At 45.7% G+C, this 25869-nt stretch carries 20 protein-coding genes and 1 riboswitch; of the genes, 11 read left to right on the top strand and 9 right to left on the bottom strand.

The genetic code is table 11. The features are described 5' to 3' along the window. The first annotated feature begins 147 nt into the window (after nucleotides 1–147). Nucleotides 148–471, top strand: coding sequence for a DUF3155 domain-containing protein (locus H6G46_RS12885; protein WP_010871933.1), 324 nt, complete (start codon nucleotides 148–150; stop codon nucleotides 469–471). Between the two features lie 263 nt (nucleotides 472–734). On the opposite strand, the gene gltS is transcribed toward H6G46_RS12885, so the two are convergent. Next, a complete protein-coding gene (gene gltS / locus H6G46_RS12880) occupies nucleotides 735–1943 on the bottom strand; it encodes a sodium/glutamate symporter (protein WP_010871932.1) in 1209 nt (402 codons plus the stop codon). A gap of 124 nt (nucleotides 1944–2067) precedes the next feature. Here gltS and leuS point away from each other — a divergent pair, with 124 nt between their 5' ends. The 3 genes from leuS (at nucleotide 2068) to H6G46_RS12865 (ending at nucleotide 7927) form a co-directional block, all read left to right on the top strand. Beyond that, nucleotides 2068–4677, top strand: a complete 2610-nt coding sequence (leuS, locus tag H6G46_RS12875; RefSeq protein WP_010871931.1) for a leucine--tRNA ligase — start codon at nucleotides 2068–2070, stop codon at nucleotides 4675–4677. Nucleotides 4678–4704: 27 nt separating this feature from the next. Continuing rightward, nucleotides 4705–4941 carry a hypothetical protein gene (locus H6G46_RS12870; RefSeq protein ID WP_020861521.1) on the top strand — a complete coding sequence of 79 codons (237 nt, stop codon included), beginning with the start codon at nucleotides 4705–4707 and terminating at the stop codon, nucleotides 4939–4941. A 97-nt stretch (nucleotides 4942–5038) separates the two neighbouring features. Continuing rightward, entirely contained in the window at nucleotides 5039–7927 is a 2889-nt protein-coding gene (locus tag H6G46_RS12865; RefSeq protein WP_228670067.1) for a cation-transporting P-type ATPase, read from the top strand. 227 nt (nucleotides 7928–8154) lie between these two features. On the opposite strand, the gene H6G46_RS12860 is transcribed toward H6G46_RS12865, so the two are convergent. Together H6G46_RS12860 and H6G46_RS12855 are read right to left on the bottom strand one after the other, a co-directional pair. Then, on the bottom strand, nucleotides 8155–9186 hold the full coding sequence (locus H6G46_RS12860; protein ID WP_010871929.1) for a diguanylate cyclase: 1032 nt from the start codon (nucleotides 9184–9186) through the stop codon (nucleotides 8155–8157). Nucleotides 9187–9240: 54 nt separating this feature from the next. Then, complete coding sequence (locus H6G46_RS12855) at nucleotides 9241–9750, bottom strand: GAF domain-containing protein (RefSeq protein WP_010871928.1); 510 nt, start codon at nucleotides 9748–9750, stop codon at nucleotides 9241–9243. A 241-nt stretch (nucleotides 9751–9991) separates the two neighbouring features. Then, a riboswitch (guanidine-I (ykkC/yxkD leader) is annotated at nucleotides 9992–10113 on the top strand. Between the two features lie 73 nt (nucleotides 10114–10186). Between H6G46_RS12855 and speB the strand changes: the two genes are divergently transcribed. The 6 genes from speB (at nucleotide 10187) to H6G46_RS12825 (ending at nucleotide 15461) form a co-directional block, all read left to right on the top strand. Beyond that, a complete protein-coding gene (gene speB / locus H6G46_RS12850) occupies nucleotides 10187–11359 on the top strand; it encodes an agmatinase (protein WP_010871927.1) in 1173 nt (390 codons plus the stop codon). Nucleotides 11360–11434: 75 nt separating this feature from the next. Next, complete coding sequence (gene hypA / locus H6G46_RS12845) at nucleotides 11435–11797, top strand: hydrogenase maturation nickel metallochaperone HypA (RefSeq protein WP_010871926.1); 363 nt, start codon at nucleotides 11435–11437, stop codon at nucleotides 11795–11797. 60 nt (nucleotides 11798–11857) lie between these two features. Continuing rightward, nucleotides 11858–12547 (top strand): hydrogenase nickel incorporation protein HypB, encoded by a 690-nt coding sequence (gene hypB / locus H6G46_RS12840; RefSeq protein ID WP_010871925.1) that lies wholly within the window; start codon nucleotides 11858–11860, stop codon nucleotides 12545–12547. 83 nt (nucleotides 12548–12630) lie between these two features. Then, nucleotides 12631–13659: an aliphatic sulfonate ABC transporter substrate-binding protein gene (locus tag H6G46_RS12835; protein ID WP_020861520.1), complete on the top strand. Its 1029-nt coding sequence runs from the start codon at nucleotides 12631–12633 to the stop codon at nucleotides 13657–13659. A 102-nt stretch (nucleotides 13660–13761) separates the two neighbouring features. Further along, nucleotides 13762–14604, top strand: coding sequence for an ABC transporter permease (locus H6G46_RS12830; RefSeq protein ID WP_010871923.1), 843 nt, complete (start codon nucleotides 13762–13764; stop codon nucleotides 14602–14604). 56 nt (nucleotides 14605–14660) lie between these two features. Next, on the top strand, nucleotides 14661–15461 hold the full coding sequence (locus tag H6G46_RS12825) for an ABC transporter ATP-binding protein (protein WP_010871922.1): 801 nt from the start codon (nucleotides 14661–14663) through the stop codon (nucleotides 15459–15461). A gap of 31 nt (nucleotides 15462–15492) precedes the next feature. Here H6G46_RS12825 and H6G46_RS12820 read toward each other — a convergent pair whose 3' ends face one another. The 5 genes from H6G46_RS12820 to H6G46_RS12800 all read right to left on the bottom strand — a co-directional run bounded on the left by H6G46_RS12820 (nucleotide 15493) and on the right by H6G46_RS12800 (nucleotide 20674). Then, on the bottom strand, nucleotides 15493–16629 hold the full coding sequence (locus H6G46_RS12820; protein ID WP_010871921.1) for a DegT/DnrJ/EryC1/StrS family aminotransferase: 1137 nt from the start codon (nucleotides 16627–16629) through the stop codon (nucleotides 15493–15495). 72 nt (nucleotides 16630–16701) lie between these two features. After that, nucleotides 16702–17031: a thioredoxin family protein gene (locus tag H6G46_RS12815; RefSeq protein WP_010871920.1), complete on the bottom strand. Its 330-nt coding sequence runs from the start codon at nucleotides 17029–17031 to the stop codon at nucleotides 16702–16704. A 151-nt stretch (nucleotides 17032–17182) separates the two neighbouring features. Continuing rightward, nucleotides 17183–17884 (bottom strand): cytochrome c oxidase subunit CtaE, encoded by a 702-nt coding sequence (ctaE, locus tag H6G46_RS12810; RefSeq protein ID WP_010871919.1) that lies wholly within the window; start codon nucleotides 17882–17884, stop codon nucleotides 17183–17185. A gap of 47 nt (nucleotides 17885–17931) precedes the next feature. Then, the gene (gene ctaD / locus H6G46_RS12805) at nucleotides 17932–19587 is read right to left on the bottom strand and encodes a cytochrome c oxidase subunit I (RefSeq protein ID WP_010871918.1); all 1656 of its coding nucleotides are present in this window, start codon (nucleotides 19585–19587) and stop codon (nucleotides 17932–17934) included. Nucleotides 19588–19675: 88 nt separating this feature from the next. Further along, the gene (locus tag H6G46_RS12800) at nucleotides 19676–20674 is read right to left on the bottom strand and encodes a cytochrome c oxidase subunit II (protein WP_010871917.1); all 999 of its coding nucleotides are present in this window, start codon (nucleotides 20672–20674) and stop codon (nucleotides 19676–19678) included. Between the two features lie 321 nt (nucleotides 20675–20995). On the opposite strand from H6G46_RS12800, the gene H6G46_RS12795 reads away from it, so the two are divergent. Beyond that, nucleotides 20996–23584, top strand: coding sequence for a TIGR03960 family B12-binding radical SAM protein (locus H6G46_RS12795; protein WP_020861518.1), 2589 nt, complete (start codon nucleotides 20996–20998; stop codon nucleotides 23582–23584). On the opposite strand, the gene H6G46_RS12790 is transcribed toward H6G46_RS12795, so the two are convergent. Then, nucleotides 23581–25728 carry a KAP family NTPase gene (locus tag H6G46_RS12790; RefSeq protein ID WP_010871915.1) on the bottom strand — a complete coding sequence of 716 codons (2148 nt, stop codon included), beginning with the start codon at nucleotides 25726–25728 and terminating at the stop codon, nucleotides 23581–23583. The two genes, H6G46_RS12795 and H6G46_RS12790, sit on opposite strands and share 4 nt — an antisense overlap. Nucleotides 25729–25869 lie beyond the last annotated feature (141 nt).

The raw sequence follows: 25869 nt of genomic DNA, 5'->3' as shown, positions 1-25869 counted from the left end.
ACCCTACCTAAATGGTGTTTAGAATCAGCGATCCCCTTAGCGCCGCAAGGGCTTGAGGGGCTTGATATTTAGAATTAGACCGGATATAATCGGCACGGCTTTTGTAACTATCATTACAGCATATAGCTGAAATAGGAGGTAACTGGGTTGGCACGTAAACGCAAACGGAAGAGTCGTCGTCGTCAAGAAGGTCGTAAGATTTTGGAGCTTGTTCCTCAGTTTAATATTGAAAGCGGCGAGGATAAGCCTGTCACGGCCGCTCGTCGCTACATCCAAGCTAACGAAATTCAGCCCCCGGCCTTGCTCATTGTAAAACGAAATGAGCACACTACTGATCGATATTTTTGGGCCGAGAAGGGACTGTTTGGGGCCCAGTATGTGGAAGAGAATCATTTTCTATTCCCCAGTCTGCGGGAGTATCAACTACCCACCCCTAGCACCAAAACTCCTGTAGGCGCTGGAACTCGTTAACTGAGCGGTTTCTAGGCAATAGTATTGGTTTTGTCCGGGCTGGTCTCTCTTAGCAAGTTGACTCCAGATTAGGTTCTGGGGAAAAACTCTACCTGAACTGGGGGAAGAAGTGGTCTGTTTTCGCTTCCATTCCTGTCCAAGGAGCTCAGCTCCAACGGAATCATGTCATGTTTTGGCAACTGAGTCCACTCTAGCCTGCGGGTTGGGGTGGCTGTTGCTGTCCGTTAATAATGCGCCTCATCCCTCTTTTTTTCACAATAGATCTAGCCAAGAAAATTGAGAAATTGCTGGATCACAAAGGCATTGGCAATGTCGATGAAGAAGGCCCCCACCAAGGGTACAACGATGAAAGCCTGGGGAGCGGCGCCGAATTTTTCCGTCACTGCGGTCATATTGGCGATCGCCGTGGGGGTGGCCCCCAGGGTTAAACCGGAATAACCGGAGCAAACTACCGCTGCGTTGTAGTCACGCCCCATGAGGGGAAAAACAACAGCAATGCTGTAGAGCACTGTGGCCATGAATTGGACCAGGAGGATCAGGGCGATCACTCCGCCAATGTCGGCTAAGGTCCAGAGTTGCAGGCTCATCAGGGAAATGGCCAGGAATAGTCCCAAACTAACGTCGGAAATCAGGGCGAGGGAAGGGGTTTCCGCCGGCCAAGGGAATTTTTTAAAAGCGAGGGGAATGGTGTTGGTGAGCACGATCCCCGCCAGTAAACAGGAAACAAAGGCCGGCAACATTAACCCCAACTTAGCAACCAGATCGTTAATTTCATAGCCAAGACCGATGGTAACGCCAATGACTAAAATGGTGTGGAGCATGGTGTTGTAATCAATTTGCACATTGTCCTGATCTCGCCGGATGCCAATGGTCAAATCTTTAGTGTCACAATCCGGTTCTAACTTATTGCGGATAATTAAAAATTTGGCGATGGGGCCTCCCACAATGCCCCCGAACACCAGCCCAAAAGTGGCACAGGCTATGGCAATTTCCGAAGCATTACGGATGCCGTGGTTATCATAAAAAACCGGAGACCAGGCGATCGCCGTGCCATGGCCACCACTCAGGGAAATGGACCCGGAGAGTAAACCCACTGGTAACGCCTGCCCCAATAGGGAAGCCATACCCACCCCGACAAAATTTTGAATTACTAAAAAACTCACCGCTGTTGCTAAAAGAATCAATAGGGGTTTGCCGCCCTGGAGTAGGACTTTTAACTTGGAAGATAGACCAATGCAGGTAAAGAAAATAATTAAAAAAGCATCCCTAATCGGAAAATTGAAAGCTACTTCTGTGCGAAAAATACCGTAGATGAGACCAAAAAACAGGGAAGCTAGCACTCCACCGGAAACGGCATCGGGAATATTAAAACTCTGCAAAAACTTAATTTTTTTAGTGAGATATTTACCAATGTAAAGCACTAAAATTGCGACAATAATTGTCTGGCGTATGTTGAATTGAATAGTTTCCATAATCGCAAATTTCAATCTCTACGTGGTCACTGGTCTAGGATGGTTAACAGACAACCTTGGGCCCAAGTCAGAATGGTATACTAACAAGCCTGTAATCAACTGGGCTTAGGAGATCTTGGTCGTCGTGGCATCCCCATACAACGCTGGTGAAATCGAGCAAAAATGGCAACAACGCTGGGCTGAATGGGGGTTGGACAAAACACCGATCGCCTCTGATCTGCCTAAATTTTATGCCCTGTCCATGTTTCCCTATCCTTCCGGGAACCTCCACATGGGCCATGTGCGCAACTACACCATCACCGATGTCATTGCTCGGTTAAAACGGATGCAGGGTTACCAGGTGTTGCATCCTATGGGTTGGGATGCCTTTGGTTTACCGGCGGAAAATGCAGCCATTGAGCGGGGTATTCCCCCCAAGCAGTGGACAGAAAAAAATATTGCCCAGATGCGAGCCCAGTTGCAACAGTTGGGGCTTTCCATCGATTGGGAACGGGAAGTGGCCACCTGTGCCCCCGATTATTACCGTTGGACCCAATGGTTGTTTTTGGAATTTTTCCAAGCTGGTTTGGCCTACCAAAAAGAAGCCACCGTTAATTGGGACCCCATTGATCAAACAGTTCTGGCCAATGAGCAGGTCGATAGTGAAGGCCGCTCCTGGCGATCGGGGGCCATGGTGGAGCGTAAATTATTGCGGCAATGGTTCTTAAAAATCACCGACTACGCCGAAGCTTTACTGAATGATTTAGAGCAATTAACGGGCTGGCCAGAACGGGTCAAACTGATGCAGTCCCATTGGATTGGCAAATCCGTGGGGGCTTATTTGGAATTTCCCATCAAGGATAGTCAGGAAAAAATTGCTGTTTTCACCACCCGCCCGGACACGGTTTACGGCGTTACCTACGTGGTTTTAGCCCCAGAACATCCTTTAACCAAGGTGGTTACCACAGCAGAACAACAGGGCACAGTGGATGAGTTTGTCGCCATGGTGGCCAAAGAGAGTGAAATTGAACGGACAGCGGAGGATAAACCCAAGCGTGGTGTTAAAACCGGTGGCATTGCTATCAATCCCTTCAACGGAGAAGAAATTCCCATTTTGATTGCCGATTATGTTCTATACGAATACGGCACCGGCGCAGTGATGGGGGTTCCCGCCCACGATCAACGGGATTTCAAATTTGCCCAGGATAATAATTTGCCCATGCAAGTGGTGATTATTCCCGACGATGCCGATAACAGTGATGTGAATTTGACGGTGGCCTATACCGAAGCGGGGGTGATGGTTAATTCAGCTCAATTCACCGGTATGGCTTCCCCCAAAGCAAAACAGGCCATTATTAAATTCGCTGAAGATAATGATTATGGTCGGGCCAAAGTGCAATATCGTCTGCGGGATTGGTTGATTTCTCGACAACGATATTGGGGCTGTCCCATTCCCATCATTCATTGCGATGACTGTGGAGCAGTGCCCGTACCGACCAAGGATTTGCCGGTGGAGTTGCCAGATAATGTGGAATTTTCCGGTCGTGGCCCTTCTCCCCTAGCGAAATTAGAGGATTGGATTAACGTGCCCTGTCCCAGTTGTGGAAAACCAGCCCGGCGGGAAACGGACACCATGGATACGTTCATTGATTCTTCCTGGTATTTTCTGCGTTATGCCGATGCCCAAAACACTGAGTTGCCCTTTGATGGGGAAAAAGTTGCCCACTGGTTGCCGGTAGACCAGTATGTGGGGGGCATTGAACACGCCATTTTACATTTGCTTTATTCCCGCTTTTTCACCAAAGTTTTGGCCGATCGCCAGTTAATTCCCGTCAAAGAACCGTTCCAAAAATTGTTAACCCAGGGCATGGTGCAGGGTATTACCTACAAAAATCCCACCACGGGCAAATATGTGCCGGCCAAGGATTTGCAAACGGGACAACAGGTAATTGATCCCAAGGATCCAAAGGACCCCGACAGTGGGGAACCGCTACAGGTTTTCTACGAAAAAATGTCTAAATCCAAATTTAACGGTGTGGATCCCCAAGAAGTGTTGGCTAAATATGGTGCCGACACCGCCCGGATGTTTATCCTTTTCAAAGCCCCTCCAGAGAAGGATTTAGAATGGGACGATGCGGACGTGGAAGGTCAATTCCGCTTTCTCAATCGGGTTTGGCGCTTAGTAACCGATTACATTGGCGATCCCGCAGGGATCCGCTTCGCGGTGCGCCCCGAAACCTTAGTGACCAACGAGCCTTTAACTAAAGCGGAGAAAGATTTACGGCGGGCTATCCATGGGGCAATCAAAGAAGTGGCGGAGGATTTGAACGACGATTACCAGTTCAACACCGCTATTTCCGAAATGATGAAACTCAGTAATGCCCTAATTGCGGCGACGGATTTGATTTCTTTTCCCGTTTACCAAGAAGGCATTGAAACCCTGCTGTTACTCCTTGCTCCCTTTGCGCCCCACTTGACGGAGGAATTGTGGCATCGTTTGGGTCGTACTGACTCCATTCACCAACAGGCTTGGTTGCAGGTGGATCCCACTGCCCTAGTATTAGATGAAATTACGTTGGTCATTCAAGTGCTAGGCAAAACTCGGGGAACTATCACTGTTCCCGCCAGTGCGGATAAAACCCAGTTGGAAGAATTGGCCCGTAATTCTGATTTAGCCCAACGTTATTTGGAAGGGAAAACGATTAAAAAGGTAATTGTCGTACCGGGTAAATTAGTCAATTTTGTTATCACCTAGGGCTGATTTTACGGGGGAATTGCGCCAATGAAAAAAAACGCCGGCCAACAAGTTACCAGATCAAAACAGGAGTTGGTAATCAGATCTTTTTTTGGTCTATTTTTCCTCGCCCTGGCGATCGCCATTCTGGTGTTATCCACCCCGGCCAATAGAATGGGATCATTGTTTGCCGCCCTGATTATCGGTAGCTTGGGCGCAGACGAATTGATCAGTCTTCATTTACAAAGGCGATCGCTCCTATCCCGCATTGGGCCATTGCCATAAATTAGAGACAACTTTTTAGGCGACAACAGTTAAGTTTGAATCTTTGTAAGATTGGGAATCATACCTAATGGGATGGAAAACCATCTTTGTTGCACCGATGAATTCCTCCACCACGGTTTGGTCTATTGCCCCAGAAGCGGTTTACGAAAGGTTGGAGACGAGTCCCCAAGGTTTATCCGGCGAGGAAGCGGCCCGAAGATTGCAACGCTATGGACTGAACGAGCTGGCGGAACCGGTACAACGACCTTTATGGTTGCGTTTTGTTGATCAGATGACCCATTTCATGGCGTTATTGCTCTGGGTGGCGGGCATTCTGGCTTTTGTTTCCGGTACGCCGCAGTTGGGCTGGGCCATTTGGGCGGTGATTTGGATTAATGGTTTATTTAGTTTTAGTCAGGAATTTCGGGCCGAAAAAGCCCTGGCGACCCTCAAGAAAGTTCTCCCAGCCCAGGTAAAAGTTTATCGGGACGGCACTTTACAGTCTGTTCTGGCTAGGGAATTAGTGCGGGGGGATGTGGTGCAATTGGAAGAAGGCGATCGGGTATCGGCGGATTTGCGCTTAGTTTCAGCGGATAGTTTATACGTTGATGTGTCGGTGATGACGGGGGAATCCTTACCCGTAGCTCGTTTTGCCGAATCGGCCCAAATTCGAGAAGTTGTGCCTAAACGGGGCGGTCAAGTTTTAGTCCATGGGGGGGAAAGGGCACTGCAAGACCCGGTTAAAGCCCAGGAAATTCGCAATTTAGTCCTAGCCGGTTCCACCATTGCCACGGGGCGGGGAGTAGGGGTTGTCTATGCCACCGGAGCGGAAACGGAATTTGGCCATATGGCCCATCTCACCACCAATGTTAAGCGGGAACCCAGCACCCTGGAAGTCCAAATTAGCCAGATTGTGCGGGTAATTACCCTGATTGCCGTTGGCATGGGAGTTTTGGTGTTTGTGTTGGCGTCCCTGGTGACCCATCTGGAATTAAAGGAAAGTTTCATTTTTGCCATTGGCATTATTGTTGCCCTAGTGCCAGAAGGTTTGTTGCCCACGGTGACTTTATCCCTGGCCATGGGGGTACAACGGATGGCCAAACGTAATGCTTTGGTGCGGCGATTATCGGCGGTGGAAACCCTCAGTGCCACTACAGTTATTTGTACAGATAAAACGGGAACTTTAACTAAAAATGAAATGACCGTTCGTTCTCTTTGGATTCCGGCAACGAACCATGGCCAAACCTTAACGGTGCCAGGGGAAGGCTATGATCCCAGCACGGGCAAAATTACCTTTCCCCCAGGTAAAGATGAAAAGCAACAGGTTAAATTACTGCTCATTGGTTCCGCTCTTTGTTCCAATGCCCATTTGATTCATCCTTCCGGTTCCAGCCGTTGGCAAGAAATGGGAGACCCCACGGAAGCGGCATTATTGGTGGCCGCTCTGAAGGCAGATTTTGATTTAGAACAACTCCAGCAAGATTATCCCCGGCGCAGGGAAGTGCCCTTTGATTCCCGACGACGGATGATGACGGTGGTTTTGGATTGGCAAAAGGCTGGGGAAAATTTGCCTTTCCTTACTTCCGGCAGAAATGATTTGCCATGGGAAAATTTGGCTTTTACCAAAGGTGCTCCCCTGGAGGTGTTGCGCTGTTGTCAATCCATTTTAAAAGCCGGACAGGTGACCGAACTAACCTCCGGCGATCGCCAAATAATTACGGAGGCCAATGATCACTACGCCAAGGAAGGTTTTCGAGTATTGGGCTTGGCGGTTCGGGCCGACCATGAAAATTTACTAGAAGCATCACCCCAAACCCTAGAGCAACAATTAATTTTCGTGGGTTTAGTGGCCATGTTTGATCCTCCTCGGCCAGAAGTGCCTGAGGCGATCGCCCGTTGTCATGGGGCCGGTATTGCTATCACCATGGTCACTGGGGACTATGGCCTCACCGCAGAGGCGATCGCCAGAAGTATTGGTCTAGTCAAGGAAAAAGTACGGGTAGTGACTGGGGATGGGCTAACCCATTTGTCCGATGCCCAACTGCGACAGATTTTAAAATATCGTTCTGGTCTTATCTTTGCCCGCATGGCCCCGGAACAAAAACTACGCTTAGTGCAAGCTTATCAGGGCTTGGGGCAGATTGTGGCGGTAACGGGGGATGGGGTCAATGATGCTCCGGCATTGCGGGCGGCCAACATTGGCATTGCCATGGGCTTAAACGGGACCGATGTGGCCAGGGAAGCGGCGGATATTGTGCTTACCGACGATAATTTTGCCACCATTGTCAGCGCAGTGGAAGAAGGCCGCACAGTTTATCAAAACATCCGCAAGTTTATAACTTACATTTTGGCTTCCAATGTAGCGGAGTTAGTACCATTTTTAGCAATGATTTTCCTCAACATTCCCCCCGCATTACTAATTATGCAAATTCTAGCCATTGACTTAGGAACGGACATGGTTCCGGCCTTAGCCTTGGGTATAGAAAAAGCTGAAGTCGGAACGATGAAATTGCCTCCCCGCCAAAAAAATCAAGCCCTATTAGATCGTGCTTTATTGTTAAGAGCTTACTGCTTTCTAGGCATAATTGAAGCGGGTTTGGGCATGGCCGGATTTTTCTTAGTTTGGGGAAGTTACGGTTACGGATTAGCTGAGTTACAAGCCGTTACGACAAGTATTCTCCATCACACAGCAGATCCAATTTTAATGGCTATCTATGCCCAGGCCACCACCATGACCCTAGCAGTGATTGTGGCCTGTCAAGATGGAAATGTTTTTGCTTGCCGCTCAGAACGCACTTCTGCCTTCAAGTTAGGCTGGTTTAGTAATCCCTTAATTTGGATTGGCATTGCCACGGAATGGATGTTAATTTTGTCTTTAATGTATTTTCCTTCTCTCCAAGCTATTTTCACTACCACTCCACTGACAAATTGGCAGTTTGCTCTGCTTCTTTCCTGTCCTCCTTTATTGTTAGGAGCGGAGGAGTTACGGAAATTTAAATTCCTATGATCATAATGACTTGAATGACTACCATTGTCTTTACTTCACATCTTCTAGCTCATCCTGGTGAAAAAATTCTAATACATCAAGCTTAAGTAAATCCAATTGATTTGATGGTAGAGATTGTTCATCTTTTCGGTAATCTATGACCCACCATGTTTGCTTGAAGAAGTGGAGTGGAGCCAATCACCAAAAGGGTAAGTCTACCTCACCTTAAAAAGTTTTTACGATCGCCATTATTCTGCCAGTTGAAAATTGCCCTTACCAAGACGTTTGACTTTCATCAACTGATTATCTGCCTGTTCTACCCAATACTGGAGTGCTTCACCCTGGTTGGTAAATACACTGACTCCCCCCATACTCAAGCTGATTGCCATGGGTCCCGCAGATGTGGGTACTGGGTTTTGGGCAATGGTGGCTTGAATTCTTTCTAGGAGCACAGCGGTCTGCTCCCGACCAGAACCAGGCAGAATAAGCATGAACTCATCTCCTCCCCATCTGCCCAAAATATCGTAGGAACGAAGAACTGAAATGATTAAACGGGCACTACCCTGCAGAACCTCGTCTCCGACTAAATGACCGTGTTGATCGTTGATTTGTTTAAAGTTGTCAAAATCAATCATGACAATGGAAATAGGAGAATTTTTGCGGGTAGCGTACTCCCATTCCCGTTTTAGAAGAGTTTCAATGCCCAAACGGTTCCAGAGTCTTGTTAAGCTATCGACCATGGCCACCCTTTCAAGTTCATCCAGTTCTTGAATTAGCTGTATTTGAGCCTCCGATAGGGCGATCGCCGCCAGTTCAGACTCCACCATTTTGGAGAGGTCGTAGAGAATTTCCTGTTCTTCCGCCGACAATTCCCGGGGCACCCGATCAATGGCGCAGAGGGTTCCCACATGGATATCTTGACCCAAATTAAGGGGATAACCGGCATAAAATCGGATGAAAGGCTCGTCGGTTACCAAGGGATTGTCAGCAAAGCGTTCATCCTGGGTAGCATCCTCGACCAACAGTAATTCATCCCTGAGGATGGCGTGGGCGCAAAAGGCAATTTCACGGGGGGTTTCGGAAGCATTTAACCCTTGAATAGATTTAAACCACTGGCGTGATTCATCAACTATTGATATGGCGGCAATGGGCACTTTGAGGGACCGGCAGACCATACGGGTAATACGCTCAAATCTTTCTTCAATGGGAGTATCCAAAATATTGAGTTGCCTCAAAACTGCCAGGCGTTGCTCCTCATTTTGCGGTAATTTAGCTTCCATCCCTACATTTCCTGACTTTGCTGTGGCTGAATTTTTACTTTACTGAAACTTTACCTAAACCGTAAAAAATCTCTTGAACATGTGAGCCTTTAGCTCATTAGCCACGGTGATTGCAAGGTCTTCTAAAAACTGAACATCGTCGTCGGATATTTCCCTGGGCTTAGTGTCATAAACACAGAGAGTGCCCACATGGATATTATCGAGTATTTTCAGGGGGTGACCAGCATAAAATCGGACGTGGGGGGCCTCGAGGACAAGGGGATTGTCGGCAAAACGGAGGTCAGATAGGGTATCGGAAATAACTAGGGTGCGGTCCTCCAGAATTGTATGGGCGCAGAAGGAGACACAGCGGGGAGTTTCGGTTAAGTCTAAGCCCCGAATGGATTTAAACCATTGACGATTTTCATCAACCAAAGAAATGGCAGCTACGGGCATATCCAGCACCCGACATAATAGCCTAGTAATGCGGTTGAACTTTTCATCGCTTGGCGTATCAAGAATTTTAAGATTCTGTAGATGGGCTAAGCGCTGCTGTTCATTGGCTGGGATGGCCGCTTGTTGCATTGGCTGGGCAATTGTTGATTGAGTTGCGTTCCTGAATAGTTAGATCAATTAGTAATCACACCAATGGTGCGAGACCTGTGACCTTTTCCCATGTGCATACTCAGGATATCGCAAAGCTATGCTCAATCCCTGGATAGGGAAAAAAAGCTAATTGATGTCAGGTTTTAAACTTTAGTTTGGCGATCGCCGATAAAAAGTAGCACAGAACACAGTTAACTTAATCATCCCTAGCTAGGGTAGGGGATATTGTTTCTAGGGTTCCGATTCCTGGTGATGTGGGGAATGGCTGGTCCGAGAGAAACAGGCTAGGCTTTGTAAAGATTTTTGCCACTAGCTACACGGCGGGACAAAAGCCCGGGAGACTTTAATGACCAGTGCTTAGGTGTTGTCATTAATAACTCCTGGGCAGATTTTGTTGTTTAGCTAGTAACTACCTATGAGCGATGCCACCCCGTTTCGTCCCCCTTCTGAAGCTGAAGAAGCCTTAATCAAAGAAACTCGGCTACCCCTGACCGGTTGGCAGCAGGAGGTTGACCAAGGGCTAACCTATGGTTTAGAAGCCGCCGCCAGCATTAAAGACCGCTCCATCCCCACCTTTTCCCGGGGAGAATTGCCCCACTATGCGGGCATTAACACCTTCATGAAGGCTCCATATCTGGAAGATGTGCGGGAAGTCGGGAAATATGATGTGGCGATCGTCGGAGTGCCCCATGATTCTGGCACCACCTATCGACCAGGTACCCGTTTTGGCCCCCAGGGGATTCGTCGTATTTCTGCTTTGTACACTCCCTACAACTTTGAAATGGGGGTGGATTTACGGGAGCAAATTAGTCTCTGTGACGTGGGGGATATTTTCACCATTCCCGCCAACAATGAGAAATCCTTTGACCAAATTTCCAAAGGTATTGCCCACATTTTCAGTTCCGGAGCGTTTCCGATAATTCTGGGGGGTGATCATTCCATTGGTTTTCCTACGGTGCGGGGCATCTGTCGTCATTTGGGGGATAAAAAAGTCGGCATTATCCATTTCGATCGCCATGTGGACACCCAGGAAACGGACTTAGACGAACGGATGCACACTTGTCCCTGGTTCCACGCCACCAACATGGCCAACGCTCCAGCTAAAAACCTAGTGCAATTAGGCATTGGTGGTTGGCAAGTACCCCGCCAGGGGGTCAAAGTTTGTCGGGAACGGGCCACCAACATTTTGACCGTCACTGATATTACCGAAATGAGTTTGGATGCGGCGGCGGACTTTGCCATTGCCCGGGCCACCGATGGCACCGATTGCGTTTGGATTAGTTTTGACATTGACTGCATTGATGCAGGTTTTGTCCCCGGCACCGGTTGGCCAGAACCCGGTGGTTTACTACCCCGAGAAGCTCTGTATTTACTTAAACGCATTATTCGGGAAACTAACGTTTGCGGCATGGAAGTGGTGGAAGTTTCCCCTCCCTACGACATCAGCGACATGACTTCGTTGATGGCCACCAGGGTAATTTGCGACACCATGGCCCATTTAGTGGTTTCTGGCCAATTACCCCGCACGGAAAAACCGGCCTATATCCATGCTGAAGCGAACATGGCAGTGGATGAGCCCTGGCAATAGTAACTTTAACTTGACTAATTATTGCCAAATTGATGGCTCTGAAATAATCGGCGATCGCCTTTGGGAGAGGTAAAAATGCATGAAACAGACATGACCAAAGCCCTGATTATGACTATTCAGGATTGGTTTGATCAACAAGTTGAAAAACCCCAAATCACCAAGATTCACCTCCTAGTGGGTCAGTTTACCTGTGTGGAACCAGTGAGTTTGCAATTTGCTTTTGAAGTGCAAACCAAGCAAACCTTTTTAAATGGGGCGGAATTGGTAATCAAAGATGTGCCTTTGGTTGCCTACTGCCATACTTGCCAAACGGAATATAGTCCCGAAATTGGTTTGCAATATTCCTGTCCCACCTGCCGATCTCCGATGGATGACATCCGTTCCGGGCGGGAGCTAAAAATTGACCGCATTGAACATCATCAGTGCACTCCGGCTTAAGCCCTAACCCACCGAGACTAAATTTTTTATTAACTTGTCCACTGTTACTGCCAAGAAACTATGCACCAATCCATTGACACGGCGATCGGTCTAAATTTGCTCCACGCAAACCAGGCAGGTGCCGACCATAATCGAGCACATTTTGATGAATGGGGTATTACCTGTTTAAACCTAATGAGTAGCCCCGGAGCCGGTAAAACTGTTCTGCTCGAAAAAACCTTGGCCGCCCTCCAAAGTGAGTTAAAAATGGCGGTTATCGAAGGGGATATGACCACGGAATTAGACGCCGATCGCCTGCGGCAATATGGTAGCCCTGTAATCGCCATTAACACCGGTCGTTCCTGTCATTTAGATGCCAAAATGGTGGCAGGGGGAATTCATCGTTTACAGGAAGATTACAATCCTAAAGAATTTGATTTGGTGCTGGTGGAAAATGTGGGCAATCTAGTTTGCCCAGCGGAATTTGAAGTGGGGGAACATAGTAAAGTCGCACTACTCAGTGTCACCGAAGGGGAAGACAAACCCCTAAAATATCCAGTTATGTTCCAGGAAGCAGATTGTTTACTAATTACTAAAACTGATCTCATTCCCCATTTAGATATTGATCTAGAAAAATTAGCCGCTAACGTCCGTTCCATGAACCCCCATGTGACCATTATTCCAGTATCGGCTAAAACCGGAGAGGGTTTGGATACTTGGTTTAGTTGGGTTAAGAGTCAAGTTAAAGTACCGATGATAGTTTCTATCTAGAAATTTTTAAAAAGTCAAAATCAACACAGTAAAACTTTTCAATTTAGTTTTATATGTTATTAACAACTAGCGGAGAAAAATCGATGCCCAGACGTAGTTTAATTTCCTTAATTCTGATTTTTTGTAGCACCTTACTGTTAACAGTTAGTTGTGCCCAAACCCCAGAGCAATCCCAAACCTCTGCTCCGGTTCCCGAAGGACCTCCCATTGTCATTGGTTATAGCAACTGGGCGGGTTGGTGGCCCTGGGCGATCGCCGAGGAAGAAGGCCTATTTGCCAAAAACGGTGTCAATGTGGAAATGAAGTGGTTTGACGGTTATCTGGAATCCATGCAAGCCTTAGCCGCCGGGCAGTTGGATGGCAATAGTCAAACTTTAAACGACACCATTTCCTTTGCTGGGGAGGCAGTTAACGGAGAAGTGGCAGTACTAGTGAATGATAACTCCGCTGGCAATGACAAAATTATTGTTACCGCCGACATCAATACTGTTCAGGATCTCAAGGGTAAAACCGTGGCGATCGAAGAAGGGGTAGTGGATGATTTTCTGCTCAGTTTAGCTCTGGAAAGGGAAGGCATGAGCCGGGATGATGTGGTAATCAAGCCTTTGGAAACAGGGGCGGCGGCGGCGGCCTTTGCAGCGGGACAAGTGGACGCAGTAGGGGCGTTTCCTCCATTTTGGTTAACAGCTCTGAAACGGGAAGGCTCTAAAGAGTTAGTTACTTCCGCCGAATTTCCCGGAGCTATTCCTGACCTTTTAGTCGTGACAGAAAAATTAATTCAGGAAAAACCAGAGCAAGTACAAGCATTAGTTAACACCTGGTTTGATATTCGTAAATTCATGGAGGAAAATCCCGAAAAATCCGATGAAATTATGGCTAAACGGGCGGGGGTGAGCCAAGAAGAACTACAACTATTTAAGGATGGCACTCGCTTTTTAACTCTAGAGGAAAATTTAGAAGCTTTTAGCCCTGGAGATAGTATGGTGCACATGCCCTTTGCTGCCCAAAAAATGGCAGATTTTATGACTAAAGTCGGCTTTATTGAAAAAGCCCCTGACCTGACCAAGATTCTCGATGCTCAGTTTGTGAAAACCTTAGCTGGTAAGGCTTAGTTTTTACTTCGAGTTCTCATCTCCAACCAGTAATCGGAGGGATTTTGATTTTTCTTTGTGACAATTTGCTCACTCTGTTAGCCAATCAATTTCCCTAATACTATGACTATTGCCCAGGATAAATTATCAGATTATCCCTCTAAAGAATCCCTCAAGCCCACAGTTTTTTGGCGCATTGGTGGGGAAATACCCGAATCTCTCAAATGGTCGTTAATGTCCTTATCGATCATTATTCCTTTGGTATTGTGGGCACTGCTTTCATCTTTACCCACTGTGAGTGATGTTTTTCTGCCTTCGCCCCAGTCGGTAATTCAAGCCTTGATAAAGCTATTTAAGGATGGATTTCTAATCCAGGATTCCCTGACTAGTTTTGGGCGAGTAGTGGGGGGATTTTTTTTAGGGGGATTGGTGGCTATTCCCTTGGGGATTTTAATGGGGACATTTCCCAGCATACGTAGCCTAACAGAGCCAATTATTGGTGTGGTGCGTTACATGCCAGCCCCAGCCTTTATTCCATTATTAATTATTTACCTCGGCATTGATGAGGCTTCAAAAATTGCCTTAATTTTCATTGGGACAATATTTTTTAATACCCTGATGATTATGGATGCGGTCAAATTTATTCCCAAGGAATTAATTGAAGTTACCTATACCCTAGGGGGATTAAGGAAACAGATTTTGTTTAAGGTCATCACCCCCTACATTATTCCCAATATTCTTGACGCCTTTCGGATCAACATGGCGGCGGCTTGGAACTTGGTAGTGGTGGCGGAATTGGTGGCGGCAGACAATGGCTTAGGGAAGCGTATTTTGCTAGCTCAGAAATTTTTGAAAACCGATGAGATTTTTGCTTGCTTAATTGTTTTGGGATTAATTGGCTTTGCGTTGGATTTATCATTTCGCCTCATCCTCAGATTCACTTGTAAATGGTCTTTGGAACAATAAGTCAGATTTTTTCCATCATTACAAAACTATTAAATTAATTGTAAATAATAAAAACCATGCATCTAGAAATAACTGATTTAAATCGGGTGTTTGTCGGCAAACGGGGGTCAGTGGTAGCTCTAAAAAACATCAATATGCACATTGAAACCGGGGAATTTGTGTGTGCAGTGGGGGCTTCTGGTTCCGGAAAATCGACCCTTTTGAGGTTAATTGCTGGTTTGGATACTCCGACTTCCGGCACCATTAATGTGGATGGACAAAGGGTGACGGGACCAGGGGCTGACCGGGGTATGGTTTTCCAACATTACAGTCTTTTTCCCTGGATGACTGTGCGGCAAAATGTAGAATTTGGTCTCAAACTCCAAGGTTGCTCCCAAAAGGAACGCTTTGACACCGCTAGTTATTATCTGGACGTGGTGGGGCTAATTAATTTTTCTGAAGCTTATCCCAGGGAATTGTCCGGTGGCATGAAACAACGGGTGGCGATCGCCAGGTCTTTGGCTTGCCATCCAAAAGTCTTATTAATGGATGAACCCTTTGGCGCTTTAGATATTCAAACCAAGGAAAGGATGCATGAATATCTGATTGATATTTGGCAAAGACTGCAATGTAGCATTTTGATGATTACCCATGACGTGGAGGAAGCCGTATTTCTGGCCCAACGGGTTTATGTGTTGAGTTCCCGTCCCGGCACTATTCAGCGGGAATTAACCATTAATCTGCCGGGGGATGAAGAAACTCCGAAAAATCGGACCTATAAAATTAAGCGGGAACCAGAGTTTTTTAAATATAGCGATGAAATTTCTAGCCTATTGAGGGGTAGGGAAACGGAAGAAACGGAGGCGATCGCTAGCTAAAATTGGGGCAGAATATTCCTGAATAAGAAATCTAGGACTGCAAATGGCGAACTAACGCTTCCCCGACCCGGGTCGCTTCCTCTGGAGTAGTACCGGAGGTTAAAGGGGGACAAATGTGACGGGGACACCAGGTTTCTGCATTGGGAAAAGATTGCCCAGGACAAACATCTTTAAACACCGGTTGTAAATGGCAGGGAATTTCGTACACTGTCCCTCCCAAATAAATTTCCTCTGCCGCCAGAGCTTCTTTCATTTGGGCCGGGGTTTTGCCTTCCGGTAACAACACCATCAGTTTGTATTGACTGGCCCTGTCCATGTGGTCAGTGGAAACAAACTCAATGCCCGCTTCCCTGAGGGGGGTTGTGATTAGTTCGTAGGCCTTTTGTCTGGTGGCCAACATTCTCTCTAACTTGGCCAGGTGAATTTGTCCCAACAAAGCGTGGATTTCCGTCATGCGGGTGCTGTTGCCAAAGTCCGTATGCAGACCACCAAAATTCATGCCCCGTTTTCCCTGGTTTCGCAATGAACGGGCAATGGTATCTTCTTCGTCATCATTGAGGGTGACCATGCCGCCTTCAAAGGTGGTCATTACTTTGGTGGGGAAAAAGGAAAAGGAAGCGCCATCAGCTAAGTTGCCCGCCTGTTTACCTTGGAGTTGACTGCCGTGGGCGTGGGCCGTATCTTCCCAAACGTAGAGGCCTTTGCCATGGCAATAATCCACCACTGCGGGGAATTCGGGGGAAATTACGCCGCCGATATGCACCCAAAAAACACCGGACAAAGGTTTGGGGTAACTTTTGCCTTCGACCGCTTCCTTAACCATGGCTAGGGAAGGGGCAAAGGTTTTGGGGTCCATGTCCAAATATTGCACATCACTGTTTACCCGCAACACAGAAGCAACGGTGGCAAAATTTGTGTTGGTGGGCACAAGAACAGTGGTATTTTCCGCCTGCTTCAACCGCAAGAGAATTTCCAGCCCAGAGGTGCCGCTATTAACCGAAATAGCGTTTTTGGTACCAACAAATTCCGCAAAGCCCCGTTCAAACTCCTGGGTGTGGTTTCCCAAAATCAAAGTGCCGGATTTGAGGATTTGCCTGGCCTCATCCAGAAAAAATTCAATTTCGTCGTCGCTAATGTCGAAGTAAAAAGGTTTAATTGCGGCGGCCATGGTTAGAGAGAAAGGATTATAAACAAATAGCTCTGGTCAGTTTAGGGAATGCTTTCGGCAATCAGCACCGTCTTAAATAAAATCCAATTCCTCTTTCAGTAACTCCAGTAATTTGGGTTTGGCGATCGCCCCTTCGTGGGTCATCACTAGCTCATTATTTTTGAACAAACGCAGCGCTGGTACCCCTTCCACTTTGCATTGGGCTACGGCGGCAGGGTTGGGATCCACTTCCAACTTGAGCACTTTGAGCTTATCACCATAATCCTTGGCGATCGCCTGGATAGCAGGGGCCATCAACCGACAAGGGCCACACCAGGAAGCCCAAAAATAAACCAACACAGGCTTAGTTTGCCCTTGGGTTTCCTGCTCAAATTCAGCGTCGGTGATTTCCAGTAAACTCATGGTAATGGTCAAGAACTCTTTTGATTACTTAGGGGTTTGGGCTATTCAGTTGGGCAATGGAAGGACTAGGGAATGCCAACCCGACTCTCTATCATCCCACGAAATTAACCCATCACAAGGTAGGTTTGCCCTAACGCCCAAGGTCTTTCCATCACAGTAAGTAAACCAAAATAAACAAAACAATCCAGACCACATCGACGAAATGCCAGTACAATTCCGCCGCTTCTACCCCGAAATGGGATGTGCGGGAGTAATGGCCCGGTTGCCGTGATCGCCAGAGCACAGAAAGGATTAATAGCAATCCAAAAGTAACATGGAGCCCGTGAAAGCCCGTGAGCACATAAAAGCAACTGGCAAATAAATTGGTAGTTAGCCCCATTTCCAGGTGGAAATATTCATACATCTGACCAGCTAAAAAGATAATACCCATGGCGGCAGTAATGCCAAACCATTTTTGCAACCCGGCATTGTCATTATTACGAATGGCGGCTTGACCTTTGTGCATGACAAAGCTACTGGAAATCAGAATAATACTGTTGACCCCTGGCAGGAGTAATTCTAACTCTGGTGTGCCCTCAGGAGGCCAGGCAGGCATCACACTGCGATAAATCAGATAGGCGGTGAACAGACCCAAAAAAATGGCACTTTCCGCCACCAGGAACAGGACAACTCCAAACATTCGTAGATCGGGGTGACCATGGTGGCCGTGGGCTTCCCCTGGGGTATAGGTACTGTTTAAATCGGAGCTAAGGGCAGTGGTTTGCATAGGACTGACAATTAATCGCTGGATCGTTGCTGAATTTCTAGAATTTTGCCAAAAATCTCTGGCGGTCGGGCCCATGGGGGAGGTCATTAGGTCATTAAGCTAGCCATCCCCCTAAGCACAGAAAGTTAAAGAAACTAACTTCCTGCCGCATCGGCAATTAGGGTTTGGACTGTTTCTTCGTCATCCATTAACTCCGTGTCAATACCAAAATCGTAGGGACCACACCAGAGCACTGGTTCTTCTTCAAAGTTTTCAATAATAGGAGGAGAGGCCGTTTGCCATTCTAGGGTCAGAGCTCGCCAAGGATTCCGGGCCGCCTTTTCCCCCTTAAACAAACTCCAAAAAACGTTGATGACAAAAGGAATGGTGGAAGCGGCTAAAACGTAGGCTCCAATGGTGCTCAAAACGTTTAGGGGTTGAAATTCAACGTCGTAGAGGGCAATGCGGCGGTTCATTCCCATTAACCCCAACTCATGCATGGGCATAAAGGTTAAATTCATGCCGATAAAAGTGAGGATGAAGTGAAGACGACCCAGGGGCTCATTGACCATGCGGCCAGTCATTTTCGGGAACCAGTGGTAAACCCCAGAAAATAAAGCAAAGGCGCTGCCACCAAAGAGCACGTAATGGAAGTGTCCCACCACAAAATAGGTGTCGTGGACATGGATATCGAACGGAACAGACGCCACCATTACCCCGGTTAGCCCACCAATCATGAAGCTAGATAGGAAACCAAAGGCAAACAACATGGCGGAGTTGAGTTGAATTTTGCCGCCCCAGAGGGTACCGCACCAACTGAAAATTTTGATCCCCGTGGGCACAGCAATCAACATGGTGGTAGCCATGAAGAACATCCGTAACCAACCGGGGGTACCGCTGGTGAACATATGGTGGGCCCAGACAATCAAGCCCAGAAAGCTAATGGCCAAACTCGAATAGGCGATCGCCCGGTAGCCAAAGATGGGTTTGCGGGCGTGGACAGGAATGACCTCAGAGATTACGCCAAAAAAGGGCAAAATCATGATGTACACCGCCGGATGGGAGTAAAACCAGAATAAATGCTGGTAAACCACCGGGTCTCCCCCCCCCACTGGGTTAAAGAAGCTAGTGCCGGCAATCAGGTCAAAGGAAAGCAGAATCAGAGCGGATGCTAACACTGGGGTGGAAAGCAAAATCAAAGAAGAGGTGGCCAGCATAGCCCAGCAAAACAGGGGCATACTGTGCAAATCCATGTCCTTGATACGCATCTTCAAAATGGTGGTAACAAAATTAATCGCCCCCAGAATGGAGGAGGTCCCCACCAACAGCAAACTCAAAATCCACAGTTCTTCTCCCCATTTACCACTCAGCAAACTCAAAGGTGGATAGGAAGTCCAGCCTGCCTGGGGTGCCCCCACAAAAAAGCTGGAAATAAGCAAAATGCCCCCCGGTGGAGTTAGCCAAAAAGCAACGGCATTGAGGCGAGGAAAAGCCATATCCTCTGTGCCCACCATGAGGGGAATGAGATAGTTGGCAAAGGCCGCCCCTGCCGGCACAATCCACAGAAAGATCATAATCGTGCCGTGGAGGGTCATCAGTTGGTTATACATTTCCGGCTGGACAAAATCCGGGGATGGAGTGGCTAATTCCGTCCGCATGGCTTCCGCAAAGGAACCGCCAATGAAAAAGAAGAGGAAAGACGTAACTAGATATTGGATGCCAATCACCTTATGGTCAACGCAAAAGGTAAAGTAATCCGTCCATTTGCGGCGGGGATGATTAGCCGTTAGATTCTCAGCGGCAATAGTCATAAAAAGTTTTCTACCAAATTTGTCAAAATTTACAGGGTTTTAAAGCAAAACTGACCAGTACGACTCAAGGTTAGGTGTTCCAACCAAATCAGAGTAGATCTCCAACCGGAGAGGTTTGATCTTTTAATTGGGCTAAAGCTTCAGTTTGTACTCCCATTTCTTTCGCATAGGGGGCTAAATATTCGTTGGGGGTCATGGCGGTGGTCGCTTTGGGCAATGTCATTGCCATGGATTCCGTTGGAGCCGGAGCATTGGCCGCCACCCAGTCGTCATACTCTTCGGGGGTATGGGCGTAGAAGACCGATTTCATGCCCCCATGGTAAGCACCACACAACTCAGCACAGATAACCGGATACTGCCCAGGGGTGCTGGCATTAAACACCAAGGTACTGCCCCGCCCCGGAATCACATCCTGCTTTAACCGTAATTGGGGAATCCAAAAGGCATGGATCACATCCCCGGCTTCCATGTTCAATTGCACCGGGCGATCGATGGGGGCGTGCAGTTCGCCGGAAATAATCCCCGTTTCGGGATAGGTGAAAATCCACGCATACTGAATTCCCTTCACATCTACCATCAGGGGGTTGACTCCTTGTTCTTCGCTATCTAAACCAATGCCCAGGGCAACATCTCCGTCCCCAGCCATAGCCACCATATTCCCCATGCTCCCCATATGTCCCATGTGGTTATGGGCCATCTGCTGACCGGCATTATCCCTAGAAATGGTTGGATCCAAACCGCCCAGGTTGTTGTACACCTCAAAGCTATACACCGCCAAGGTAAAAACAATCACCGTAGGGATGGCAGTCCAGAGAATTTCCAGGGGCACGTTACCTTCTATGGGTGGACCATCGGTTTGGTCGTCTTTGCGTCGGCGAAAGCGGATCAGGCAATAAACCAAAACTCCTTCTACCAAGAGGAATAATCCTGTGGCAATGGTCATCATGTAGTTAAAAATGCCATCCACCTTTTCTGCATCGGCGGAGGCAGCCACGGGCATCAGACCATGATTCTGTCCGTACCATAAACTAACAACTGTGATCACAACGCCGATGAGAAGGGTTATGACACTACCGGGAATTTTCACAGCAAACCTCTATCTCTCGGAAAACAACAAAAATTACAATCCCCTACAGGGTAAAGCAATTCTCCAGAGCGGGGTCAAGCTCCAGCCAAATTCTTCAGAGTTCTTTAACAATCTTGCCGTCTCCTTCTGTGCCTGTTTTTATGATAAATTTGTTCTATGGCAATCATTGTCTTCGCTGATAAAGGGGATTTCTACCCCTGCAGCAACGAATGTTTTCTGTTGCTAATCCCTCCCTAATCCTGGTTCTCAAAACTGGTAGCAGACTATTCCCCCAAAGCTCCGTGCGATAATGGGTAACTGCCCAACGCCAAAGTGAAAACCATGCCAGTGCCCGTAGAAACCCTGATTAATGCCGAGATCCATAAGCCCGCCCGGTATCTAGGCAACGAATTGGGGACAGTGCACAAGGAATGGAAAAGTGCTACGGTGCGCTGGGTATTGACCTATCCCGAAGTTTATGAGCTGGGAGCCTCCAACCTGGGGCATATTTTGCTCTACAACATCATCAATGCCCAACCCAGGCAATTGTGCGATCGCACCTATCTCCCCGCCGCCGACTTGGCAACAAAACTGCGAGAAACAAATACGCCCTTATTCTCCTTGGAATCCCGTCGTTACTTACCAGAATTCGACATTTTAGGCTTTAGTTTGAGCTACGAATTGGGAGCCACTAATATTTTGGAAATGTTGGAATTGGCCCATATTCCCCTCACTTGGCAGGAAAGAAAAGAGGGGGATTATCCACTGATTTTTGCCGGGGGACAAACTGCCACTTCTAATCCCGAACCCTATGCCGACTTTTTCGATTTCATTGCCCTGGGGGACGGGGAAGAATTGTTACCAGAAATTGGCTTGGTACTAGAAGAAGGGAAACTTCAGGGATTAAGCAAAGAAAATTTATTACTTGATTTAGCCCAAGTGCCAGGGGTTTATGTGCCCCGCTTTTATGACATGGCCAATGATGGTTCCGTACATCCTAATCGGGACGATGTGCCCAAACGCATTATGCGCCGGGTGGCCACCCCCATCCCTGCTTACTCCATTGGCTTGGTACCTTTGATTGAAACTGTTCACGATCGCCTGACGGTGGAAATTCGTCGGGGCTGTACTAGGGGCTGTCGTTTTTGCCAACCGGGAATGTTGACCCGTCCGGCCAGGGATGTGGAGCCGGAAGCAGTGATTGATGCCATTGAAACAGGTATTCGACAAACGGGTTATAACGAATTTTCTTTGCTTTCCCTCAGTTGTTCCGATTATTTAGCTTTACCAGCGGTGGGATTGGAAATCAGAAATCGCCTCAAAAATGAAAATATTGCCCTCACTTTGCCCAGCCAAAGGGTGGATCGTTTTGATGAAAATATTGCCAACATTCTTGGCGGCACTAGACAGGGAAGTTTAACTTTTGCTCCAGAGGCAGGCACCCAAAGGTTGCGGGATGTGATTAACAAGGGGTTGACCAACGAAGAATTATTGCGGGGAATTAAAACCGCGGTGGAACAGGGTTGGGATAAGGTCAAACTTTATTTCATGATTGGCTTGCCGGGGGAAACCGATGTGGACGTTCTAGGTATTGTGGAAACGGTGCAATGGTTGCGCCAAGAATGTCGTTTACCCCAGCGTCGAGCTTTAAATTTTAATCTGACCATTTCCAATTTCACCCCCAAACCCCATACCCCTTTTCAATGGCATTCTGTTTCTACCAGTGAGTTCCGCCGCAAACAGGATTTACTGCGACAGGCTTTTAAAGGGGTGCGAGGAGTGAAAGTGAATTATACCGATGTCCGCATTTCCGCCATGGAAGACTTTGTCGGTCGAGGCGATCGCCGTTTGGGGCAAGTGGTACGTCGTGCCTGGGAATTGGGAGCAGGAATGGATGCCTGGTGGGAAAGTTTGGACAAAGCCTATGGGGCCTGGGCCCAGGCGATCGACGAAGCGGATTTAACCTGGAAATATCGCCTTGTAGAAGACGGAGAATGGAATATTTTCCATGGGGATACCCCCGATGAAAATGTCTATGATGCTCCCCTACCCTGGGACCACCTCGATACCGGCATTGATAAAACTTGGCTCAAAAATGACTTATTTAACGCCCTAGAAGCGGCCACCGTTCCCGACTGTTCCTTTGACGGTTGCTCCCATTGCGGCGTGTGTGGGGTGGATTTTGGTCACAATATTATTGCTCCGGTGCCCTCTATTCCAGTTTTTGATGGGGACTTTAAACCCAACACTAACCGGGTACAGCGCCTAAGAGTCTGGTTTGGCAAGCAAAATTCCATGGCTTTGGTGAGTCATCTCGACCTAGTGCGACTATTTGATCGAGCTATGCGTCGCACAGGTTTGCCCATTGCCTTCACCGGAGGATTCCATCCTGGACCCCGTATTTCCATTGCCAATGCCTTACCTTTGGGCTCCAGTAGTAGCGGGGAAATAGTCGATTTTGACCTCACAGAAATGCTCGACCCAGGGGAATTTCGCCAACGCTTAGCCGCCGTTTTACCAGTAGATTTACCTGTTTACCAAGTGGAAGAAGTGGATCCCAAATCCCCAGCGGTGACGCAATTATTGGCCCAAGCCCGTTACCAAGTGCAATTAATTACTGAAGAACCGGTGACATTAACCCAATGGCAAACCTGGACGGAAGAAATTCTTGCTCAAGAAGAAATATTGTGGGAAAAAACAACCAAACGGGGCAAAAAAGTCACCCTTAATTTACGGGAACAGTTGCTTGATTTATCTATCCTTGCAATGACATCAGAAGGAGTTACTGTTGATTACATGGGAACTTGCCGCAATGATGGCACCCAGCTACAACCCCGTAATTTAGCATATTTGTTTGAGCAAGTGAGTGGGGTTAATATGCAGTTAGGTCAAATTCATCGCCTGACGTTGATGCTTGCTAGTAGTAATTAAAAGCTATCAGGTTTTTGATTAAAAAACATTATTCCTATGAGTTTATTTATTTTATTAACAATAGCAGGAGAATAAGCAATATATTTCTTGTATTGCCTAATAAGAGAAATATAATAATCAATAATATATACAATAAATGCGCCTAAAGCCTGAGTTGTTTTAACAGTTAAATATTTATTTAAATTTTTTTGGATTTTATGATTATTTAACCTGTTGTTCTCTTGAATTGCCTCAATGCTTCTATACTCAACTACAATTAAAAATTCACAGATAAAACAAGCCTCATAGCCAATACATGATTTGTGTTCATTATGGTGATATAGCAACTGAAAATAATTAAAAATTGAATAAAGAATATGACCTTGTTGAAAAGAGCTTATCTTTAAAAAATAATCAGTTGATTTTTTGACGTCAATTTTATTTAGAAACTCTTCTTTAGGGAGAAAATATTCAATTTCGTCATTTTTTCGATAGATTAATTCGGCAAGATTCATGTGTGGGTAATGATTCAAAGGATTAGTATCTAAAATTTGATTAATTTTCTTTAGATAGTTATTATTATAAATAGAACGCATTTTTCTTGCAATAGTTAACTTGATTTCTTCGAAATATGAGTCATTGTCACTAGTAAACGCAAGTTCTTTATATTGTACAAAATATGTTTCTGAAGAAAAATTGGATATTTCTAGAACTTCCTGCCAAAATCGAGTTTCATTCGTGATTGAAAAATGTTGAATATAATCCTTTGCCATTTGAATTAGCATACTTATATCTTCTGAAATTAACTCTTCTTTAGAGAAAAATATTAAGAGAGAAATGACATGTAGAAAAATTCCAATATGTTCAAATTGATCCCTATTTTTGATTTTCTCAATAGCAATATTTATTAATTCATCAAATATTTCATCGGATTCAATTCGATCATAGTGATAAAGCTTAAGCCATAATTCAGAGTCTTGACTAACATAATACTTACTGTTGATGAATGTATGATACAAAGCTTGCTTGTCAATTATGCCATGTTCAAAAAATTCTCCCCACCATAAATAATTAGGCAAAAAATATTCAAAACTGAAAACATATTTGTATTGTAATCGATGACAAAACGTAAAAAAATGTTCATATTTATAGTTTTCTTTTACTTTTTCACTTATTTTTGTGTAATTTGAAGCAATATTTGAAGAATATTCACCATATATATCGCTTAATATTTTTATCTGGTCTTCTGGGAGATTACCTAGTTTAGTTTCTATAGATAGAATGGTCAGAGACTTTAATAGATCATCAAGAAAATCAATATTATTTAAGGCTTTTTCAGGTAAATAAGAATAAATACGATCAAAATCATAAATTATTGATTTCAATGTCCTTAAATTATTAGAGTCACTAGTTTCAAATAGCTCTTTAATAAAGTCTCGTTTTTTAGATAAATATGTTTTCTCTTGTTCATCTTTACAAACTAAGTTTAAAAATTGTTCAAAAGCTTTATTAAAGGATGTGTTGACAGTAAATCTCTTACCTATAACCTTTTCTTTGATTTTGTCAAATGTCTTTGTTTCATAAGACTGAATTATGTTTCCCTCAATTTTATCTTCATCAGCAATAAGAATAACTTTGAGTGCTTGATGCTCAACAAAAAAATTAATATAACCAAGTAGATCATTGATGTCAATTTTACACCTTTCTAAATCATCAAGGATTAGAATTTTATTATCTAGATTTGTAAACTCATTTAAAATTTTAGTATTTTTTAAGTCTTTTAAATCAATTTTCAATGAAGATTTTAAAAGAATATTTATAACAGAGCCAGTTAATTGAATTTTCCTATCTGCCAAGATGGGTATAAGTTTTTGTATAATGAGAATATCAATAGATTCTATATCCTTAATTCCATACAAACTAATATATATTGCTTTTGAATTTTCCTTATGCTGATTGTTTTTTAATGAAAAATATTTCTTTTTAAAATTAAAACTTTCATTATTTTCTTTGTCTTCCAATTGAAAATAATTCTTGATAAAATGGGTTTTTCCACATCCCCATTCACCTTTTAAAAGAATGGCGAAACCAGGAGAATCTAATTTTTTATAGTAATTAAGATATTCTTTAATATTTTCATTGTGGGACTGATTATCTTCAATCATAGCTTACCTAATGTTTGATAATTTTGCTATTTTAGCCCATTTAAATTATCTTTGATGTTAAATATGCGACTGTGCGTAATCCCAGTGTAGAAGCGATCGCCTGACCATTGTGCGAAATCCTAGTGATGAACTAAAAACTGG

Source organism: Synechocystis sp. FACHB-908 (assembly GCF_014698595.1).
In the GTDB taxonomy this organism is placed as follows: Bacteria; Cyanobacteriota; Cyanobacteriia; order Cyanobacteriales; family Microcystaceae; genus Synechocystis.
Note: the sequence above shows the minus strand (reverse complement) of the source record. Positions and strands in the feature narration are given on the sequence as shown.

Coding starts and splice junctions, on each gene's coding strand:
- gltS (WP_010871932.1), bottom strand. CDS start 1,943: ATGGAAACTATTCAATTCAACATACGCCAGACAATTATTGTCGCAATT.
- H6G46_RS12870 (WP_020861521.1), top strand. CDS start 4,705: ATGAAAAAAAACGCCGGCCAACAAGTTACCAGATCAAAACAGGAGTTG.
- H6G46_RS12865 (WP_228670067.1), top strand. CDS start 5,039: ATGAATTCCTCCACCACGGTTTGGTCTATTGCCCCAGAAGCGGTTTAC.
- H6G46_RS12860 (WP_010871929.1), bottom strand. CDS start 9,186: ATGGAAGCTAAATTACCGCAAAATGAGGAGCAACGCCTGGCAGTTTTG.
- H6G46_RS12855 (WP_010871928.1), bottom strand. CDS start 9,750: ATGCAACAAGCGGCCATCCCAGCCAATGAACAGCAGCGCTTAGCCCAT.
- speB (WP_010871927.1), top strand. CDS start 10,187: ATGAGCGATGCCACCCCGTTTCGTCCCCCTTCTGAAGCTGAAGAAGCC.
- hypA (WP_010871926.1), top strand. CDS start 11,435: ATGCATGAAACAGACATGACCAAAGCCCTGATTATGACTATTCAGGAT.
- hypB (WP_010871925.1), top strand. CDS start 11,858: ATGCACCAATCCATTGACACGGCGATCGGTCTAAATTTGCTCCACGCA.
- H6G46_RS12835 (WP_020861520.1), top strand. CDS start 12,631: ATGCCCAGACGTAGTTTAATTTCCTTAATTCTGATTTTTTGTAGCACC.
- H6G46_RS12830 (WP_010871923.1), top strand. CDS start 13,762: ATGACTATTGCCCAGGATAAATTATCAGATTATCCCTCTAAAGAATCC.
- H6G46_RS12825 (WP_010871922.1), top strand. CDS start 14,661: ATGCATCTAGAAATAACTGATTTAAATCGGGTGTTTGTCGGCAAACGG.
- H6G46_RS12820 (WP_010871921.1), bottom strand. CDS start 16,629: ATGGCCGCCGCAATTAAACCTTTTTACTTCGACATTAGCGACGACGAA.
- H6G46_RS12815 (WP_010871920.1), bottom strand. CDS start 17,031: ATGAGTTTACTGGAAATCACCGACGCTGAATTTGAGCAGGAAACCCAA.
- ctaE (WP_010871919.1), bottom strand. CDS start 17,884: ATGACCTCCCCCATGGGCCCGACCGCCAGAGATTTTTGGCAAAATTCT.
- ctaD (WP_010871918.1), bottom strand. CDS start 19,587: ATGACTATTGCCGCTGAGAATCTAACGGCTAATCATCCCCGCCGCAAA.
- H6G46_RS12795 (WP_020861518.1), top strand. CDS start 20,996: ATGCCAGTGCCCGTAGAAACCCTGATTAATGCCGAGATCCATAAGCCC.
- H6G46_RS12790 (WP_010871915.1), bottom strand. CDS start 25,728: ATGATTGAAGATAATCAGTCCCACAATGAAAATATTAAAGAATATCTT.